Genomic DNA, 18,858 nt, shown 5'->3' on the forward strand with positions numbered 1-18,858 from the left:
CTTTATTATTTTGCAACAGTTGTGCATTTTTCCAACAGGCCTTGCTCTTCAAGCACCGATACGAGCGTGGAGCCCATATCCGAAGGAGTAGGCGCTACTTTAATTCCGCATGCTTCAAGCGTAGCGATTTTTTCAGCTGCTGTTCCTTTGCCTCCGGAAATGATCGCGCCAGCATGGCCCATACGTTTGCCTGGAGGCGCTGTTGCGCCGCCGATAAAGCCTACAACCGGCTTTTTCATATTGGCTTTAACCCATTCTGCCGCTTCTTCTTCTGCTGTACCGCCAATTTCACCGATCATAATAACCGCGTAAGTATCAGGGTCATCATTGAAACGGCTCAAAATGTCGATAAACTCGGAGCCTTTCACTGGATCGCCGCCAATACCGACTGCAGAGGATTGCCCAATGCCGCGAGTCGTCAGCTGGTGAACCGCCTCGTAAGTCAATGTTCCCGAGCGGGACACAACGCCTACATGGCCTTTCGTGTGAATGTAGCCTGGCATAATGCCGATTTTACATTCGTCTGGTGTAATAACACCTGGGCAGTTAGGCCCGATCAAAATCGATTTGCTGCCTTCCATATAACGCTTAACTTTGACCATGTCCAGTACCGGAATACCTTCCGTAATACAGATAACAAGTTCAAGTCCAGCGTCAACGGCTTCTAGAATAGAATCAGCTGCAAATGCTGGCGGCACATAAATAACCGAAGCTGTAGCGCCAGTCGCTTTTACTGCCTGCTCAACAGTGTTAAACACTGGAAGCGATACCGTTGAACCGTTTTCAAGAGTGATATCGACGTTAGTTCCGCCTTTACCCGGCGTTACTCCGCCTACCATTTGCGTACCGTAATCGAGTGCGCCTTTCGCGTGAAACAAGCCAGTTGCGCCCGTAATCCCTTGCGTAATCACTTTTGTATCTTTGTTTACCAAAATGCTCATCGAATCTCACATCCCCGTCCATGAATTCATACGCGTATTTATTTCACGAGAGCGACAATTTTTTGTGCGCCGTCTGACATAGAGTCCGCTGCTACGATGTTCAGTCCCGACTCGTTCAGCATTTTTTTACCCAATTCAACGTTTGTGCCTTCCAGTCTTACGACAAGCGGACGATCGAGGCCAATTTCCTTCGCGGCCGCAATAACGCCATCCGCAATAACGTCACAACGCATAATGCCGCCAAAAATATTAACGAAAATCCCTTTAACATTTTCATCGGACAAAATGATTTTGAACGCTTCTGTTACTTTCTCTTTCGTTGCACCGCCGCCTACGTCCAGGAAGTTCGCAGGGTCGCCGCCATAATATTTGATAATGTCCATTGTCGCCATAGCAAGGCCTGCGCCATTAACCATGCAGCCGATGTTGCCATCAAGGGCAATGTAGCTGAGATCGTATTTGGAAGCTTCGATTTCTTTCGCATCTTCCTCTTCCAAATCGCGCAATGCGACAATATCCTTATGACGGTATAGTGCATTGGAGTCAAAATTCAGCTTCGCATCCAGTGCCATCACTTCGCCATCGCCAGTTACGACAAGCGGATTGATCTCGGCAATAGAACAATCCTTCTCAACGAAAGCGTTGTACAACGAAATCATGAATTTAACAGCTTTGTTAACGAGCGGAGTTGGAATGTTGATAGCATAAGCAAGCTTACGCGCTTGGAAAACTTGCAAGCCTACAGCTGGATCAACGATTTCCTTGAAAATTTTCTCAGGGGAATGCTCGGCCACTTCTTCAATTTCCGTGCCGCCTTCCTCTGAAGCCATAATGACGACGCGGCCTGTGCCACGGTCCAGAACAGCACCGATATAATATTCTTTCTTGATGTCGCAGCCCTGCTCAATAAGAAGGCGCTTAACTTCTTTGCCTTCTGGGCCAGTTTGATGCGTAACGAGCACTTTTCCAAGGATTTCTCCTGCATATGCGCGAACTTCATCCAAGCTTTTTGCGACTTTAACACCGCCAGCTTTACCACGGCCGCCCGCATGGATTTGTGCTTTTACAACAACAACTTTCGTACCAAGCTCTTCTGCTGCTGCAACCGCTTCATCAACGGTGAACGCAACTTTGCCCTCAGGCACAACTACACCATACTGTTTCAATAACGCTTTGCCTTGATACTCATGGATATTCATTGTTGAAATCCTCCATTTCATAGACCGAAATCAGTCGTATGTACACAAACATCTATTATCATAGCATTTTTCCTCTGGTGTTACCTTATATTCGTGCAAGAAGACTTCGGCTTTTTTGATATGGATTCAATCTCAATTTGAGATTAAACGCCATAATCCGCTAATTTACTGCCTTTTACTCGCATCCACCACCCTTTCGTTCAATATTTGACAAAAATGGACAGCGCCCATTATGATTAGTTTGTACCAAACATTCGTTTGCTACTCCATAAGAGCAATCCATTATGGCAATTCACTTAAAATCATAACCGCGATATACAGGACGTAAGGAAGCACCTTCATCCCACTAATTGGAGGTGCTTTTTGTTATGTTCAGCTTAATGCAGAGCGCGACCGTTTATGGCGTCGAAGGCAAAGAAATTGCTGTGGAGGTCGATATTGCAAGCGGCCTGCCGCAAATTGCGGTAGTCGGGCTGCCAGACCCCGCTGTACGGGAATCCGTCGAACGAGTACGGGCTGCGATTAAAAATAGCGGCTTCGCCTTTCCGATGGAGCGTATTACCGTCAACCTTGCCCCTGCCGATTTGCGCAAGGAAGGCACGGCGTTTGACCTTGCCATAGCTGCTGGCATTTTGGCGGCTAGCGGACAATTAAATGCGGCCCTCTTTCATAACACGATGATGCTGGGCGAGCTTTCGCTTAACGGATCTATTAGGCCGGTTACTGGCGTGCTTGCGATGATCGAACAGGCCAAAAAATCAGGCATCCGCCGCGTGCTGCTGCCGCTCGCCAATGCTCCAGAGGCTGCCTGGATAGCCGGTATGGAGCTTTTTGCGATCAAGCATTTAATGGATTTGCGTCCACAGGATCGCGAGGGGTTAGAGGCGATTCGCTACACTCCGTCCCAACAGAATGGCGACAAGAGCTATTCTGGGCTATTGGCTGAAAAAAAACCTATGCTTGCGCCCCACTGCGGCGACTACAGCGATGTTATCGGTCAGCAGTTGGCCAAGCGTGCGCTCGTTATTGCTGCGGCAGGTCGGCATAATGTGCTGTTTTCAGGCCCGCCGGGCACAGGAAAAACGATGATGATTCGCAGGCTGCCAACCATTCTCCCGCCTCTGACCGAACAGGAAGCGATTGAAGTGACCAAAATATACAGCGCTGCCGGCAAGCTGTCTACTGGCAATCAAGGACTGATTGCTGCTGCCCCTTTCCGCGCTCCTCATCATACGATTTCTGCAGGCGGGCTCGTAGGTGGCGGCTCTGTGCCAAAACCTGGCGAAGTGACACTCGCCCACCATGGCGTGCTGTATTTGGACGAGCTGCCTGAGTTTTCGCGGCAAACACTTGAAGTGCTGAGGCAGCCGTTGGAAGATGGAATTGTGACGATTGCGCGCACAAGCGCCGTCTTTCATTTTCCCGCGCGAATGATTTTGGCTATGTCATTTAATCCTTGTCCGTGCGGATTTTCGGGGCATGAGACATTAGATAAGCGCTGTACCTGCACAGACGCTGTAATCGCGCGCTATAAATCCAAGCTGTCCGGTCCGCTTCTCGATCGGATCGACATCCAGCTTGAGGTTCCGCAGCCCATTGACCTCGGCAGCCCAATATCGGATATTAGCCGCAACAGCCTGTCCTCTGAAGCGATGCGCCGCCTGGTCGAAGCAGCTCGGGAACGGCAGAAAGCACGTTTTGCAAAGCTGAAAATCGAGGGCGATGCAAGCTTATCCGGCTCATCCCTGCACCGGGTGATGCTGATTCGCCAGGATGCTGCGGAGCTGCTCGGTCACGCGCTGCAGATGCTTCCTATCAGCATGCGTGCCCATGACCGCATTATGCGCCTTTCGCGAACGGTAGCTGATGTTGAAGGCAGCCACTATATCGAGGCCGAGCATGTAGCAGAAGCTATCCAATATCGAAAGCTAAACTTTTAAGCAATTCAAAATAGGGTTAGGCATATAAGGTAGAGCCGATTTAAATAAGTAATTTTAAACAAGTAATCAGTCAAACGATAAAAGGAGCATCACCGCCTATTGCGCAGTGATGCTCCTTTCATTTTTAGCAGGATGGCTTTCGGCTTCTAATCTGCGGGACTCTCACGCCCCTTTAAATGTTCGCAAATCAACCATTTACCGCTAAAATGCCGCTATGATATGCTTCAGCTCACCTATTGCATCATCGTGCTCCAGCGTAATAGCAATGACATCAAAGCGTATGCTCCGTTCCAGCTGTCGAGTCAGCTTCAAGTAAACTTGCGCTGTTTCCGTCACTTGTTTTTGCTTGCGCCAGTCAACCGACTCCGCGGCTGTGCCGAAACGCCCGCCTGACCGGCGTGTGCGCACCTCGACAAATACGAGCTTGTCTTCCCCGCACACAATGAGATCCAGCTCGCCCGATCGGCAGCGCCAGTTGCGCTCCTCAATCGTATAGCCGGCTTCCAGCAAGTAGGCTTCTGCAGCAGCTTCCCCAAGCTTTCCAGTCCATTTGCGCTTGTCAGCACGTTTGCCGCTAGTTAGATCAGGCTGCTCTGGACTTCTATTACTCATTCAAATCCCTCGCCTTACGATCCGAGCGATATACAAAGCTGAGTATTTCTGCTACCAGCGTATAGAGCTCCGGTGGAATCGTCTGATCGATATCAAGCTTGGACAGCACTTCTACAAGCGAAGCATCCTCCTGCATCGGTATGCCGTTTTCCTTCGCCTTTTCTATTAGCTGCTCCGCTAAATAACCTTTGCCTTTCGCAACGACGACAGGCGCCGTTCCGACGCCCGGCTCGTATTTGAGCGCAACTGCCCGCCGTATCGGTTCAGGTTTGTTGTTCTTGTTTTCTTCTGCGCTCATGCCTTCAGGTCCACCCCTTTATAACGGCCGGAAAGAAACGTCCTTGGGGCAGTAATATGTCCTTCTGCAGCTCCATCAGCAGCATGCTCTTCATTTTCTGCGATCGGAGAGGTTCGCAGCGACAGCAGCTGGTAGCCCGCCTGATTCAAGCTGTCTGCAACTTCCGCTCGGGAAGATTTCGCCAGACCATCCATTGCCGGATGATTGTTCCACAGTGTCAAGCTTACAATTTTGTCCACGACATGGACGTCTACTACCGTATCTCCTAGCGTTTTCATCGATAAATCAAAGAGCAGCCGGCAATTATCCGCATCCAGCTCGCCCTTTCGGCCACGCCGCGTTTGAATATGGACCGATGCCGTCTGATTGCCGTCATCACTCTTAAAAGGAACGAACACGGTAAGATGGCTGAAAAGGGCGCCATTGCGCTCAGGCGACATTAGCAGCTGCTGGCCTGTTATATGCTGCACTAGCTGCTGTGCCGCCTCTTTGAGTGCGGGGGGCGCGTCATCGGAGGTTGACAGCGCGAGAAGTACGCTTTTCAGCGATTCCTGCACATTCTGCTTATTATCTTGAGCAAGAGCAGGCAATGGCTCCGCTTTGTGCCCTTGCAGCGTATTCGTTCCAGAATCGGCTTTCAGCAAATCAGCATTAAGCTTGCCTCCATCTGGCAGCTTGTCGCTCGCCGCTGCTGCCTGCTGCTGCGATGAAGCAGCTGTTTGAAGCCTCTCAGCCGCCCCAGAACGCTCTTGCAGCTGCCCAGAGCTTGCTCTTTGCCCAGCAGCATGATCACCGCGCAGCGCCTGTTCTGTGCCGTTACGCGCCTGATTGGCGGTACCCTGCTCTGCTTCTGCTTTTCCTTGCTCCGGCGTCCCTGCCGCTGGCTGTGTCTGAATGCCAAGCAACTGCTTGCCGAGCTGCTGCTCGTGATCGACACCGAGCCACTTCATCATCTGCCCGAGCCAGTTGGTCGGACTGCCTTCCGCCTTGCCCGCCGCTCCTGCTGCCACAGCGGCGGCTCCCGTTCCTGCAGCTGCATCGCCTTTGCTCGCTGCCACAGCCGCTTCAGCCCCGCTCGTCTTTGCGGGCTGTCCACTGCCTGCCGTCTCCGCCGCTCTCGCCGCGGCGGCTCCCGGCTTCTCGCCGCCGCCAAGCCCCCGAAGCAGCTCTGCGCCTTCGCCGAGCAGCGCTTGCAGCTTGCCCAGCTGCTGCGCCAGCTGGGCCTCCTTCCCGCCCGCCTGCGCCTGCCCGCTGGCGGCTTCCTTGCCGCCGGCTGCAGCCGACGCCAGCTGGCTCAACTGGTCCAGCAGCTCATGCGCCGCTGGACCAAACATCACCTGCTGCAGCGCACTAATCGTCGCTGCCGTCACAGGCAAACCGCGCTTGAATGCCGAGGCTGCCGCCTGCATCCATTGCTCCGTATTTGCGCCTGACGGCATAGCTGCCGCCGCTTGCTGAAACACCTGCGCGGCATCCTTGTTCAACGGGATGCCTTCTTGATTTAAGTTCTTTATGATTTGCGCCGCCCATTTCTGGTCGGGCAAAGCGAACTGCTTAAGCAGGTCCTTTATTGACTGTTCCGGCAGCTCGGCGAGCGCAGCGTCTATTTGCTTCAGCATAATAAGGCCGCCTTCCGCCTGCGCCCCAACCTGAAGCATCGCTGCTTGGCCTGCGGCCAACGGCACCTCAAGCGTCGCCCTTACCTGCACGCCGTTGATTTGCACAATTGCCTCATTGTTGTCCGATACCTGCAGCACCAGGGCGCGTACCGTCTGTCCCGGCTTCAGCTCAGCTGAACGTATATCCGTTCCCGACGCCTCGCCCAGCATGCTTCTCATCATTTGTCCAATATTCATTGCCATCGCTCCCGTTTTACGATGAAATTCAGCTTACGCCCGTCAGGCTTCATCCTGCTTCGCTATCAAAACATGCTTTATTACCTTTATCGGCTAGTCGCCTGCGTATGATGAATCAGCTTTTTCGCCGCTGGCTCAATCAACTCTATTTAAACCCCATTATACAAAAAAAAGACGGCGCGCTGCACCAACAGCGCGCCGTCTTTCTTTATTTAAGCAAATCTAGCGATAGCCAAACCGCCCAATGCAATAATCAAAATAAGCTTAAAAACCTACAATCCCGCCGCTCGTTTAAAATAATTGCTGCTGCTCTGCAAATATTTTCCCAAGAAAGGTTTTGCGATGCAGCGGGCTCGCCCCATACTCTAGCAAACGCTCGCGATGCAGCTTCGTCGGGTAGCCCTTATGTACAGCTATGCCGTATTCTGGGTACAGCTGCTCCCATTCATCCGCACATAAACGATCACGCGTTACTTTGGCCAAAATCGATGCCGCAGCAATCGTCTGGCTGTTGGCATCCCCTTTGATGATCGCAAGCTGCGGCTTTGGCACATCCACTTTCTCCGCATCAATGAGCAAATAATCAGGCTCTATTGCCAATGATTCGATTGAAAGCTTCATCGCAAGCCTAGCAGCCTGCTTAATATTAATGCGGTCAATTTCAGCAGCGTCTACACGGGTAACCGACCACGCGATACACTTTTCGATAATGATATCATAAAGCTGATCCCGCTTTTTCTCCGAGAGCTTCTTGGAATCATTTACCCCTTCAATGACCAGATCAGGCGGCAAAATGACAGCAGCAGCGACGACATCGCCGAACAGGCAGCCCCGGCCAACCTCATCCACACCAGCAATTGCCTGGCAGCCTTCACTCCACAGCTTACGTTCATACTCCAGCATATCCGCCTATCCCCCGCTTCAAATCCTCAGGCCTACGAGGACACTCATACAATCAAAAATCTAGCTATTTTGCTTCCACGGTGCTTCAAGCGAAATATGGCCGAACTTGCCCGCACGCAGCTCCCGCAAAATAATGCCCGAAACCTTCTCCAGGTCAACACGCGCTCCGCTCTGCAAACAACCACGCTTGCGTCCGATTTCCTCCATCACCTTGACGATTTCATCAGACTCATTCGTATCCGGCTGCTCGATCGTTAATTCGAAGCGCTCTTTCACACTGCCCCAGTAACGGTCAACCAATTCCTTCAAAGCAAAAAACGCAATATCCTCAATGTTCAAAACCTGCTCGCGAATCGCACCTGTCATCGCAAGGCGATAGCCGACAAGCTCATCCTCAAACTTTGGCCACAAAATGCCCGGCGTATCAAGCAGCTCCATATCCTTGCCAGCTTTTATCCACTGCTGGCCTTTTGTTACGCCTGGACGATCGCCAGTAAGCGCAATATTGCGACCCGCCAGACGGTTGATTAGCGTTGATTTCCCCACATTCGGAATGCCGACTATAAGACCGCGCACCGCTCTTGGATTAATCCCTTTTGCGATCTGACGGTCAATTTTTTCCTGCAGCAGTTCTTTTGCTTTCACCGGAACCTCGTTTACCCGCGTTCCTGTAGAAGAATCGACCGCAATACATTCATGGCCTTCTCCTTTAAAATAAGTAATCCATTGCTCCGTCACCTTAGCATCTGCTAGGTCAGACTTGTTGAGCACGATCAGCCGCGGCTTGCCGCCCAAAATTTCATCGACAATCGGGTTGCGGCTGGACATTGGAATACGCGCATCAAGCAGCTCGATCGTTACATCAATCAGCTTGAGCTTGTCCTGTATTTGTCGTTTCGCCCGCGTCATATGACCGGGGAACCATTGAATCGTCAATTTCTCACCTCATTCAAATGCCAATTAATGCTTAATAAAGCTCAGCTTGTTCAGCGGCCAGAAAATAACTTCCGCCCGTCCTACAAGCTCTTTATCCGAAATATAACCAAGGGCACGGCTGTCCTGGCTGTTGCTGCGATTGTCGCCCATTGCGAAAATCGTATCCTCCGGCACAGTCGCTTCCGTTATTCGCTCATTAGGAAAATCTGATTCTGTATTATAAAGCTGACCATTTGCCTGAGCCAGTTTAATGGCATCCGCAATGTATGGCTCTTCCAATTTCACATCATTAATGAAGACGTCATCGCCTTGAACCCTGATCGTATCTCCTGGCAGTCCAATGACGCGTTTAATAAAATCTCTGCCTTGTTCCGGCACATGGAACACGACAACCTCGCCTCTGTCAGGCTCACGGAATTTGTACAAAATTTTATTCACAATGAGACGCTCGCCTGTTTCAAAGTTTGGATGCATGGATTCACCTTCAACCATAAACGGCGCAAACAGAAAACTGCGGATAATGACGACCAATACGACTGCTATAGCAAGCGCTTTGATCCACTCTACCGTTTCTTTCATCGCTTTTGCTTTTTGGCTAGGCGCTGCTTTGTCAGACTCAGCAGATGGAGTAGCCGTTTCGGCGCTATCTGATGTGATTTCAGTTACATTTTCATCATTACGTGATTGCTGGTCCATAAAAACGCCTTCTTTCCATCCTCGAATTCATACTTTCTGACAAGCTGTAAGAATAACGAAAGGGAGCTTGTTTAACCAAGCCCCCTCTTGTCTATTCGACTTAACGAATTTCTTTAATTCTAGCTGCTTTACCACGAAGGTTACGTAGGTAGTACAGTTTAGCGCGACGTACTTTACCACGACGTGCCACATCGATACGATCGATTTTAGGCGAGTTCAACGGGTAAGTTCTTTCGACGCCAACACCGTAGGAAATTTTACGTACTGTAAAAGTTTCGCTAATACCGCCGCCACGACGTTTGATTACAACGCCTTCAAATAGCTGGATCCGCTCGCGGGATCCCTCGATAACTTTAACGTATACTTTCAACGTGTCACCGGGACGAAAGTTAGGAAGGTCTTTGCGAAGCTGCTCTTGCGTAATCGCTTGTACGAGATTCATCTTGGATTCACTCCTTCCACCATAGACGTTCTTAATAGCTCTCCAACTTCCCATTTGAAATTGGGTCATTACCATTAGCGGACCGCCCGATTAATACGAACAACATTTGAAATCATACCATATTCAAACCCAAATTTCAACATCTTTTTCCGGGCTTGCCAACATTATCGCTTAAGACTGCTGTTTGTCCAAAGAAGCAAGCCATTTACGCTCCTTGGCGGTCAATTCAGCCTTCTCCAGCAGGTCAGGGCGCCTGCTCCGTGTGCGAAGCAGCGATTGCTCGCGGCGCCATGTCTCGATGCGGCTATGGTGGCCGGAAATAAGCACCTCCGGCACCTCCATATCACGAAATACAGCGGGCCTTGTATAGTGCGGATGCTCCAGCAAGCCTGTGCTGTATGAATCGGTTACTGCCGAAGTTTCATTGCCTAGGACGCCAGGAAGCAGGCGTGCTACGCTGTCGATAACAACCATCGCAGGAAGCTCCCCGCCTGTCAGCACATAGTCCCCAATCGAAAGCTCATCCGTTACTAAATGCTCGCGTATACGCTCGTCATAACCCTCGTAATGACCGCAAATCATGATCAGATGCTCTTCCTTCGCCAGCTCCTCTGCCTTCTGCTGGGTGAAGGTTTCCCCTTGTGGACACATTAAAATAACACGCGGACGGGACCCTGTTCCGACCTGCTCCATCAAGTGCTCAACAGCCGAAAATACAGGCTCTGCTTTAAGCACCATGCCTCCTCCTCCGCCATACGGATAGTCGTCTACCGTATTATGCTTATTGCCGGAGTAAGCGCGAAAATTAATGGCATTCAGTGCTACGATGCCTTTTTCCTGTGCCTTGCCAAGAATACTGGCCCCGAACACGCCATCAAACATTTCAGGGAAGAGCGTAAGCACATCTACTCTCACGCTAAATCAACCCTTCCATTAGATGAACGGTTACCGTCTTCGTCGCAATGTCTACGTTCAGCAGTACTTCATCGATAACGGGAATAAGCACTTGGCTTCCTTTTCCTTTAGGACGGTCCACAACCCACACATCATTAGCACCTGGCCGCAAAATTTCAGAAATAGTGCCCAGTTCCTCGCCCTCGTCTGTTACGACGCGACAGCCGATAATTTCATGGAAATAATATTCCCCTTCATCCAGCTTCCCAAGCTGCTCCTCTGCTACCTTCAGCAGCCAGCCCTTGTACTTCTCCACTTCATTAATATCATTATATCCCTTAAGCTTAATAATATAATTGCCCTTATGCTCACGGGAGCCCGCAATCTCTACTTCCTGCTTCGTGCCATGCTCCTCATGAATCATAACGAGCTTATTACCTACTGCAAAACGCAGATCTCCAAAATCGGTCTGGGACAGCACCTTCAACTCGCCGCGCAAACCATGTGTATTAACGATTTTACCAACTGTAAACCATTTGCCGCTCATTATTCATGTATCCTTTCTTTCGTGTTTTCTATTTATTATGATCAGGATTTTGCATAAATCAATGAAGCGCAGAACGCCAATAAGCGGTTGCTCCGCCATTCAAGGCCATTTATGCAAAATCCTCATGATACACGCATAAACGGCTGACGCCGGCCCGAAAAAAGGCGGCAGCAGCCGTTTTGCGTAAAAACAGAACATATCCGCTGTGAATATGACTGTTTTTATATTTTGAAAAAGGGTTAGGATAAACTACCCTAACCCTCTCCGAATACGTTTTACGATATGATGTCCACGATAACCCGCTTCTCTGATTTGACAGCCGCGGAGGTTACAACCGTACGCATCGCTTTCGCGATGCGGCCTTGCTTGCCGATAATTTTACCGACATCCTCCGCATGAACCGACAGCTCATATACGATGCCGCGGTCATCGTCTCTTTCCTTCACGTTTACGTCTTCCGGATGATCCACTAACGCCTTTGCTATGACAAGAATCAATTCTTTCATTATAAAGGCCCTCCGCTGTTCAACAGTTATTTCTGTTGCTTAAGCTCATGGAACTTTTTCATTACGCCTGCTTTGGAAAGCAAGTCGCGAGCTGTATCCGAAGCTTGCGCTCCGTTTTGCAGCCATTTCAAAGCTTTTTCTTCGTTGATGGATACTTGAGCCGGTTGTGCAACCGGGTTATAAGTACCGATCTCCTCGATAAAGCGACCGTCGCGCGGCGAACGGGAGTTAGAAACAACTACGCGATAAAAAGGGGCTTTGTGAGCACCCATACGTTTCAAACGAATACGTACTGCCATGTGAAATTCACCTCCTTCAACTAATAAACCGATTTGCTATTTAAAACGGAAACTTCATGCCTTTGCCCAGCATGCCTTTAAGGCCCTTCTTGCCGCCCTTAAGGCCTTTAGGCCCCATCATGGACGAAAACTGCTTCATCATTTTGCGCATGTCATCGAACTGTTTGATCAGTCGATTGACTTCGGCAACCGACGTTCCGCTGCCAGCAGCAACCCGTTTCCGGCGGCTGTGGTTGAGAATTTCCGGCTTCGTCTTTTCTTCCTTCGTCATCGAGCGCACAATCGCCTCAATACGGCCGATTTGCTTTTCATCGATTTTCATATCTTTAAGGCCTTTGACCTTGCCCATTCCTGGAAGCATATCCATTAGCTGATCAATCGGCCCCAAATTGCGAACCTGCGCCATTTGCTCCAGAAAATCATCAAATGTAAACTCGGCCGTGCGCATCTTGCGCTCCATCTCGGCAGCTTTGTCTGCATCAATGTTCATTTGGGCTTTCTCGATAAGCGAAAGCATGTCGCCCATGCCGAGAATTCGCGACGCCATCCGGTCTGGATAGAACGGTTCAAGCGAATCGATCTTCTCGCCCATAGCAGCAAACTTGATTGGCTGGCCTGTTACAGCTTTAACGGATAATGCCGCACCACCACGGGTGTCGCCGTCAAGCTTCGTCAATACAACACCGGTCAGCTCAAGCTGCTCATGGAAGCTTTGTGCTACGTTGACTGCATCTTGACCTGTCATGGAGTCAACAACGAGAAGCACTTCATCGGGCTTAACCAGCTGATGAATTTGCTTCAGCTCGTCCATCAGCGTTTCGTCGATATGAAGCCGTCCCGCTGTATCAATAATGACGTAGTCATTATGATTTTCTTTCGCATGCTGCAAGCCTTGCTTCGCAATTTCTACCGGAGAAGCTTGATCGCCAAGCGAAAACACCGGAGCATTGATCTGCTCGCCGAGCACTTGCAGCTGTTTGATCGCAGCTGGACGATAAATATCGCAGGCTACAAGCAAAGGCTTATGATTGCTCTTCTGCAGAAGCTTGGCAAGCTTGCCGGATGTCGTTGTTTTACCTGCGCCCTGCAAGCCGACCATCATAATAACTGTTGGCGGTTTATTGGCTTTCGCCAGCTTGCTTTGCGTACCGCCCATCAGCTCGGTCAGTTCTTTATTAACGATGTTAATAATGACCATGCCTGGAGTAAAGCTTTTCTCCACTTCCTGGCCAATAGCCTGTTCCTTTACTTTGGCGATAAAATCTTTGACGACTTTAAAGTTAACGTCTGCCTCCAGCAGCGCAAGACGCACTTCACGCATCGCCTCGTTTACATCAGCATCGGATACTTTGCCTTTGCCCTTCAGCTTGCTAAAAACGTTTTGCAATCGGCTTGACAAGCTTTCAAATGCCGCCATGATCCATCACCTCCGTTATTTCCTTACCTGTTGTTCGTCGTTATTAATTGCTCAATTATATCTAGAATTCCCTGCTTGGCATCCGTACCAAGGGAAAGCTCTGTTACGCTATTTCCCAGATGTTCGGCAAGCTGCTGCAGCGCTTCATGCTTCTCCAGCAAGCGAAGCTTGCCTTCGTAGCTTTCAAGCACCTGCACCGCGCGCTTCACATGCTCATAAACCGCCTGCCTGCTAATGCCGGATTCCGCTGCAATTTCTCCAAGCGAGAAATCATCGTGAAAATAATATTTAAGTGAAGTCCTCTGCTTCTCAGTGAGCAGGGGCTCATAAAAGTCAAACAATAAATTAATTCGGGTCGTCTTCGCAAGGGCGTCTGGTTCACTAGCATTCATGACCTTTGCTCCTTCCCGTCAAGGGTAAATCCTTTACACCTAAGCAACGTCTCTTATCTTACACGATTGAAGCAGGCACTGTCAAGCTTTAAACCTTGTCATCCCTTAATGGATGCATTTTAGGCCAAGCGCAAACGGCCGATAGCCTTCCTCTGACGGTAAAGCTAACGTTTCGCGGTGAAATATAAGCGGAGTATAAGTGGGAAACTTATACTCCGCTTATATTTTCAAAAAGCTTATTTACTGCTGCGTTTCCGCCTCTTCCGATCCCTCTTGATCTTTAATAAGGCCCGCAAACAAGGCATGTACAAACTGCTCCGAATCAAATTGTTGCAAATCCGTCATCTTCTCGCCTAAACCTACCAGCTTCACTGGCAAATTCAGCTCATTGCGGATAGCGATGACGATGCCGCCTTTAGCGGTACCATCAAGCTTCGTCAATACGAGGCCGGTTACGCCGCTTTTCTCGCCGAACAGCTTCGCTTGGCTGAGTGCATTTTGCCCAGTAGTCGCATCGAGCACCAGCAGCACCTCATGAGGCGCATCCGGAATTTCACGCTGAATGACGCGGAAAATTTTATTGAGCTCTTCCATCAGATTGGACTTGTTTTGCAGCCTTCCCGCTGTGTCGCAAAGCAAAATATCTACGCCCCGCTGCTTCGCTGCCTGCACCGCATCAAACATGACGGCTGCCGGATCGGAGCCGGACTGCTGCTTAATAACGTCAACGCCTACGCGCTGGCCCCACACCTCCAGCTGCTCAATGGCACCGGCGCGGAACGTATCCCCCGCTGCCAGCAGGACGCTTTTGCCCTCATTTTTATACTTGTGGGCCAGCTTGCCGATCGTCGTCGTTTTGCCAACGCCATTGACGCCGACGAACAAAATAACAGTGATGCCGCTATCCGACATGCGAAGCGCTGTTTTCTCGTTGTCATCTCCCTTGAGCAGCTCAACAAGCTTCTCCGACAATACCGGCTGCAAATCCGCCGCATCTTCGATTTTGCGTTTTTTCACTTCCGCGCGCAGCTCGTCAATCAGCTTCATCACGGTATTGACGCCTACATCGGCGCCAATCAATATTTCCTCAAGCTCCTCGTAAAACTCCTCGTCAATCTTTTTCCGGCGCGTAATGAGCTCTTCTACCTTTTCAACAAACGCTGTACGGGTTTTGGTTAATCCTTCTTTAAATATCGTCGTGACCGCTTCCGTCTTGGAAGCGATGCTTTCCTTCAATCTTTTGAAAAAACTCATCGCGATTGCTCCCCCGTCTTTGTAACTATCATGTATTCTTTCCTCATGCTTAGAGCCGCATGCTACGCGGTAGCCTGCTCCTCTTCTTCCTCCAGACGCACCGATACGAGCTTCGATACGCCGCCTTCCTCCATCGTTACGCCATACAGCACATCGGCTTCCTCCATCGTGCCTTTGCGGTGGGTAACGACGATAAACTGGGTGAGCTCGGAAAATTCACGCAAATATTGGGCAAACCTGGATACATTCGCCTCATCAAGCGCTGCCTCTACCTCATCTAATACACAGAAAGGCACTGGCTTCACCTGCAAAATGGCAAACAGCAGCGCAATTGCCGTAAGCGCCCGCTCACCGCCGGAGAGAAGCTGCAAGTTTTGCAGCTTCTTGCCTGGCGGCTGCGCTACAATGTCGATACCCGTATCAAGCACGCGATCCGGCTCGACCAGAACAAGATCTGCACGGCCGCCGCCAAACAGCTTCGCAAACACGATGCTGAAGTGGCCTCTAATCGCTTCAAAGGTCGTTTTGAACCGTTTCGACATTTCATCGTCCATCTCGCGAATAACTTGATAAAGCGTCGTCTTGGCTTCCACCAGATCATCCTTCTGCTCTGATAAAAACTCATATCGCTCCTTGACGCGTTCATACTCGTCAATAGCGCCCAGATTCACGTCGCCTAGCATCGTAATTTGGCGCTTCAAATCACGAACCAGATTTTGTGTGCCAATGACATCTTCAGGCACCGGGTATTGCTCCCTCGCCAGCTCAATGCTCAGCTCATATTCCTCGCTGAGCTTGCGCAGCAAATTGTCCAGCTCCACATCAAGGCGATTCGCGGCAATTTCGTTTTGGCGCAGCTGCTCCTCGATTTGCCGGAGCTGCGTACGCTGCTCCTTCGTCTCGCTCTCGCCCTGTTCCAGCTCACGGATTCGATCGGCTCTTGCCGAACGCTGCAAATCCGTCTGCTCCGCACATTCCTGCTTCTTAAGCTTCAGGTGATTAAGCTGCTCCATCTGCTGCACGCTCTCGTCTGCATGGCGAGCAATCTCCTCTTCCTGCTGTGCAAGCAGGGAACGGACATTGCCAAGCTCCTGCTTCGCTCGTACAATATCAGCCCGAACACGGGCGGCTTGGTCTTCAAACGACTGCTTTTCTTGGTCCGTCTTGGCTGAGCTGATTTTCAAATCTGTCAGCTGGCCTTGCAGCGCTTCCTTCGCCGTCTCGCTCGCTTTGCGGCGCTCCTCGGCAAGCTTGATCGCCTCCTGCAGCCTAGCTTCATCTGCTACCAGCTTCTCAAGCTTCGCCTGCGCTTCTTCGGTAGTAGCCTGCATCGTTTGCTGCTCCGCCAAATGGCTGCTGCGATCAGCAGAATACAGCTGTTCCTGCTCGTTAAGCTGCTTTTCCTCAGACAGCATCTGCTGAAGCTCTGCCCGCACCTGCTGCTCGTCAATACGCGATTGCTCCGAACGCGAGCGCAGCTCCTCCATATTTTGCGATCGGATCGACTGCTCCTTGCGTAGGTCGCTGAGCTTGTCGCGGAGCTGCTTCATCGTTGCCTCAGCTGCCGTAATTTCCTCATCCAGCCCTTCAATTTGCCGCTGCCGTCCAAGCAAGCTTGCCCCTTTTTTCTGCAAGCTTCCGCCCGTCATCGAACCCCCGGCATTTACAACATCGCCCTCAAGCGTTACAACCCGGTAGCGATATTGACATTTTGAAGCGATACGGTTCGCCTGCTCCAAATTTTCAGCAAGCAATACATTGCCGAGCAAGTTTTGAATAATAGACTTATATTGCGGGTCGCAAGAGACCAGATCAGCAGCAACGCCTACAAAACCTTCTGCGTTTTCAGCAAGCCGTCTGTCATGCTCAGGCACTTGCCTTCCGCGAATGACATCGAGAGGCAGAAAAGTAGCCCGGCCCAGCTGACGCTGCTTCAAAAATGCAATCGCTGCGCGAGCGGTCTTCTCATCCTCCATGACCACATGCTGAAGCGCACCGCCAAGCGCTGTTTCAACCGCTACCTCGATTCGCTCTGGCACGCGAACCAGTTCAGCAACCGCGCCATGAACGCCGCTAATGCCGCCCGAAGTGCGGCGCGACGCCTTGAGCACCTCCCGAACGCCATGCATAAAACCGTCTAGTGCATCCTGCATTTCTTTCATCGTATCGCGACGGGAAATGCTGGCGTCGATTTTTTGCTCCCATTTGCGAATAGCAACAGCCGCCTCATCTACATACTGCCCGGTCTGCTTCGCTTTTTCAGCCTCATCTATGTATTTGTTGCGAGCGCCATTAATATCTTTCAAAATCGCTTCCAGCTGTGCTTCCAGCTGCGCACGTCTAGCTCCACTTTTCCGCTTCTGCTCTTTCCACTTCAGCTCATCCTCGCCAAGACGCTCCATCCGCCGTCCAACTGCTTCCTTCTGCTGCTGGGCATAACGAATTTCGTTGCGCAGCTCCGCCATCGCACTAAGCACATCAAGCAGCTCGCCCTTCAGCGTCTCCTCGGCATCCGGCGCAGCTCCGCCTACAACACCAATAAGACGGTCTTCCTCTTCAGCCAGCTTGGCTTTCAAATCGGCAAGCTGCAGCTCCAGAGCAGCTGCACGGCTGCGGAATTCCGCCTCTTCCTGCATCAGAGTGCCAATGCGGGCATCCTGAGAAGCAGCGGATTCCTCAAGTTGCAGCTTGTTATGCTCCAAGTTGCGTTTGCGTTCCTTCAAAACCTCGCCGTAGCCCTCGCATTTTTCATAATCCTCGCTGTATTGCAGCATCGCTTCATGAAGGCGGTCGAGCTTCTCCTCAATTTCGCGCAGCGCAAGGCGATCCTTCTCCAAATGCGCATCATGCTTGCTCACAACCGTTGACAGCTCCAGCTCGCTTTGCTTGAGCAGCTCCAGCTTGGCATTTGCCTCCGACCAAGATTTATGGACCGAATCAATGTTATGAACGTACATGGAAATTTCTTTCGTCCGCAGCTGCTCCCGCAGCGCTTTATAATGAATCGCTTTCTCCGATTGTTCCTTAAGCGGCCCAACCTGGTCTTCGAGCTCAGTAACCAAATCGTGAATGCGCAGCAGGTTCTGCTCCGTCTCATCAAGCTTCTTCTGAGCTTCACGCTTGCGCGATTTATATTTAACGATACCGGAAGCTTCTTCAAAAATACCACGGCGATCCTCAGACCTTGTGCTTAGTATTTCCTCAATTCGGCCTTGCCCGATAATCGAATAAGCTTCCTTGCCGATTCCCGTATCCATAAACAGCTCCGTAATATCCTTGAGCCGACATGATTGCTTGTTAATCATATATTCACTGTCACCGCTGCGATGGACACGGCGGGTTACTGTCACCTCATTGTACTCCAGTGGCAGTGCTCCATCCGTATTGTCGAGCGTCAGCGACACTTCGCCATAATTGACTGCTTTGCGCGCGTCGCTTCCGGCGAAAATAATATCTTCCATTTTGCCGCCGCGAAGGCTTTTGGCGCTTTGCTCGCCGAGCACCCAGCGGATGCCGTCGGAAATATTGCTTTTGCCGCTGCCGTTAGGGCCGACCACTGCCGTAATCCCCGTAACGAACTCCATCTCCGTCTTATCGGCAAACGATTTAAAACCTGCTAGTTCAATACGCTTAAGGAACATAAATTGTCTTTCACCTCACCCGCTATTGTACCACAAAATCCAGACGCCGGATAACCTCACTTTATGCCTTCTGGCAACTACTCTT

At 50.7% G+C, this 18,858-nt stretch carries 18 protein-coding genes; 1 reads left to right on the plus strand and 17 read right to left on the minus strand.

The window, feature by feature from the left end; genetic code table 11:
* Positions 1-5: 5 nt before the first annotated feature.
* Both sucD and sucC read right to left on the minus strand, forming a co-directional pair.
* Positions 6-941 carry a succinate--CoA ligase subunit alpha gene (sucD, locus tag BBD42_RS27045; RefSeq protein ID WP_056038283.1) on the minus strand — a complete coding sequence of 312 codons (936 nt, stop codon included), beginning with the start codon at positions 939-941 and terminating at the stop codon, positions 6-8.
* A gap of 38 nt (positions 942-979) precedes the next feature.
* A complete protein-coding gene (sucC, locus tag BBD42_RS27050; protein ID WP_099520685.1) occupies positions 980-2,140 on the minus strand; it encodes an ADP-forming succinate--CoA ligase subunit beta in 1,161 nt (386 codons plus the stop codon).
* 368 nt (positions 2,141-2,508) lie between these two features.
* Here sucC and BBD42_RS27055 point away from each other — a divergent pair, with 368 nt between their 5' ends.
* Positions 2,509-4,080, plus strand: coding sequence for a YifB family Mg chelatase-like AAA ATPase (locus BBD42_RS27055; RefSeq protein ID WP_099520686.1), 1,572 nt, complete (start codon positions 2,509-2,511; stop codon positions 4,078-4,080).
* A 201-nt stretch (positions 4,081-4,281) separates the two neighbouring features.
* Here BBD42_RS27055 and BBD42_RS27060 read toward each other — a convergent pair whose 3' ends face one another.
* The 15 genes from BBD42_RS27060 to smc all read right to left on the minus strand — a co-directional run bounded on the left by BBD42_RS27060 (position 4,282) and on the right by smc (position 18,773).
* Complete coding sequence (locus BBD42_RS27060) at positions 4,282-4,692, minus strand: YraN family protein (RefSeq protein WP_099520687.1); 411 nt, start codon at positions 4,690-4,692, stop codon at positions 4,282-4,284.
* Positions 4,685-4,990 (minus strand): EscU/YscU/HrcU family type III secretion system export apparatus switch protein, encoded by a 306-nt coding sequence (locus BBD42_RS27065; RefSeq protein WP_099520688.1) that lies wholly within the window; start codon positions 4,988-4,990, stop codon positions 4,685-4,687. Before BBD42_RS27065 ends, BBD42_RS27060 begins: the two co-directional genes overlap by 8 nt.
* Positions 4,987-6,846 carry a hypothetical protein gene (locus BBD42_RS27070; protein WP_099520689.1) on the minus strand — a complete coding sequence of 620 codons (1,860 nt, stop codon included), beginning with the start codon at positions 6,844-6,846 and terminating at the stop codon, positions 4,987-4,989. The genes BBD42_RS27065 and BBD42_RS27070 overlap by 4 nt, the downstream gene beginning before the upstream one ends.
* Before the next feature lie 291 nt (positions 6,847-7,137).
* A complete protein-coding gene (locus BBD42_RS27075) occupies positions 7,138-7,749 on the minus strand; it encodes a ribonuclease HII (protein ID WP_099520690.1) in 612 nt (203 codons plus the stop codon).
* A gap of 60 nt (positions 7,750-7,809) precedes the next feature.
* On the minus strand, positions 7,810-8,685 hold the full coding sequence (gene ylqF / locus BBD42_RS27080) for a ribosome biogenesis GTPase YlqF (RefSeq protein ID WP_099520691.1): 876 nt from the start codon (positions 8,683-8,685) through the stop codon (positions 7,810-7,812).
* Between the two features lie 24 nt (positions 8,686-8,709).
* Complete coding sequence (lepB, locus tag BBD42_RS27085; RefSeq protein WP_099520692.1) at positions 8,710-9,381, minus strand: signal peptidase I; 672 nt, start codon at positions 9,379-9,381, stop codon at positions 8,710-8,712.
* A 100-nt stretch (positions 9,382-9,481) separates the two neighbouring features.
* Positions 9,482-9,823: a 50S ribosomal protein L19 gene (gene rplS, locus BBD42_RS27090; RefSeq protein ID WP_056039073.1), complete on the minus strand. Its 342-nt coding sequence runs from the start codon at positions 9,821-9,823 to the stop codon at positions 9,482-9,484.
* Positions 9,824-9,994: 171 nt separating this feature from the next.
* Positions 9,995-10,738, minus strand: coding sequence for a tRNA (guanosine(37)-N1)-methyltransferase TrmD (gene trmD / locus BBD42_RS27095; protein WP_099520693.1), 744 nt, complete (start codon positions 10,736-10,738; stop codon positions 9,995-9,997).
* 1 nt (position 10,739) lies between these two features.
* Positions 10,740-11,264, minus strand: coding sequence for a ribosome maturation factor RimM (rimM, locus tag BBD42_RS27100; RefSeq protein WP_099520694.1), 525 nt, complete (start codon positions 11,262-11,264; stop codon positions 10,740-10,742).
* 275 nt (positions 11,265-11,539) lie between these two features.
* Positions 11,540-11,770 carry a KH domain-containing protein gene (locus BBD42_RS27105; RefSeq protein ID WP_056038316.1) on the minus strand — a complete coding sequence of 77 codons (231 nt, stop codon included), beginning with the start codon at positions 11,768-11,770 and terminating at the stop codon, positions 11,540-11,542.
* Positions 11,771-11,796: 26 nt separating this feature from the next.
* Positions 11,797-12,069, minus strand: coding sequence for a 30S ribosomal protein S16 (gene rpsP, locus BBD42_RS27110; RefSeq protein ID WP_046230688.1), 273 nt, complete (start codon positions 12,067-12,069; stop codon positions 11,797-11,799).
* 40 nt (positions 12,070-12,109) lie between these two features.
* Positions 12,110-13,486, minus strand: a complete 1,377-nt coding sequence (gene ffh, locus BBD42_RS27115; RefSeq protein WP_099520695.1) for a signal recognition particle protein — start codon at positions 13,484-13,486, stop codon at positions 12,110-12,112.
* 23 nt (positions 13,487-13,509) lie between these two features.
* Positions 13,510-13,878, minus strand: a complete 369-nt coding sequence (gene ylxM / locus BBD42_RS27120) for a YlxM family DNA-binding protein (protein ID WP_056038321.1) — start codon at positions 13,876-13,878, stop codon at positions 13,510-13,512.
* 240 nt (positions 13,879-14,118) lie between these two features.
* A complete protein-coding gene (gene ftsY / locus BBD42_RS27125) occupies positions 14,119-15,132 on the minus strand; it encodes a signal recognition particle-docking protein FtsY (protein ID WP_099520696.1) in 1,014 nt (337 codons plus the stop codon).
* Between the two features lie 62 nt (positions 15,133-15,194).
* On the minus strand, positions 15,195-18,773 hold the full coding sequence (gene smc / locus BBD42_RS27130; RefSeq protein WP_099520697.1) for a chromosome segregation protein SMC: 3,579 nt from the start codon (positions 18,771-18,773) through the stop codon (positions 15,195-15,197).
* Positions 18,774-18,858: the final 85 nt, after the last annotated feature.

This window comes from Paenibacillus sp. BIHB 4019 (assembly GCF_002741035.1).
Classification (GTDB): domain Bacteria; phylum Bacillota; class Bacilli; order Paenibacillales; family Paenibacillaceae; genus Pristimantibacillus.

Coding starts and splice junctions, on each gene's coding strand:
- ylxM (WP_056038321.1), bottom strand. CDS start 13,878: ATGAATGCTAGTGAACCAGACGCCCTTGCGAAGACGACCCGAATTAAT.
- lepB (WP_099520692.1), bottom strand. CDS start 9,381: ATGGACCAGCAATCACGTAATGATGAAAATGTAACTGAAATCACATCA.
- rplS (WP_056039073.1), bottom strand. CDS start 9,823: ATGAATCTCGTACAAGCGATTACGCAAGAGCAGCTTCGCAAAGACCTT.
- BBD42_RS27060 (WP_099520687.1), bottom strand. CDS start 4,692: ATGAGTAATAGAAGTCCAGAGCAGCCTGATCTAACTAGCGGCAAACGT.
- ftsY (WP_099520696.1), bottom strand. CDS start 15,132: ATGAGTTTTTTCAAAAGATTGAAGGAAAGCATCGCTTCCAAGACGGAA.
- ffh (WP_099520695.1), bottom strand. CDS start 13,486: ATGGCGGCATTTGAAAGCTTGTCAAGCCGATTGCAAAACGTTTTTAGC.
- BBD42_RS27055 (WP_099520686.1), top strand. CDS start 2,509: ATGTTCAGCTTAATGCAGAGCGCGACCGTTTATGGCGTCGAAGGCAAA.
- sucD (WP_056038283.1), bottom strand. CDS start 941: ATGAGCATTTTGGTAAACAAAGATACAAAAGTGATTACGCAAGGGATT.
- sucC (WP_099520685.1), bottom strand. CDS start 2,140: ATGAATATCCATGAGTATCAAGGCAAAGCGTTATTGAAACAGTATGGT.
- smc (WP_099520697.1), bottom strand. CDS start 18,773: ATGTTCCTTAAGCGTATTGAACTAGCAGGTTTTAAATCGTTTGCCGAT.
- rpsP (WP_046230688.1), bottom strand. CDS start 12,069: ATGGCAGTACGTATTCGTTTGAAACGTATGGGTGCTCACAAAGCCCCT.
- BBD42_RS27065 (WP_099520688.1), bottom strand. CDS start 4,990: ATGAGCGCAGAAGAAAACAAGAACAACAAACCTGAACCGATACGGCGG.
- rimM (WP_099520694.1), bottom strand. CDS start 11,264: ATGAGCGGCAAATGGTTTACAGTTGGTAAAATCGTTAATACACATGGT.
- BBD42_RS27070 (WP_099520689.1), bottom strand. CDS start 6,846: ATGAATATTGGACAAATGATGAGAAGCATGCTGGGCGAGGCGTCGGGA.
- BBD42_RS27105 (WP_056038316.1), bottom strand. CDS start 11,770: ATGAAAGAATTGATTCTTGTCATAGCAAAGGCGTTAGTGGATCATCCG.
- BBD42_RS27075 (WP_099520690.1), bottom strand. CDS start 7,749: ATGCTGGAGTATGAACGTAAGCTGTGGAGTGAAGGCTGCCAGGCAATT.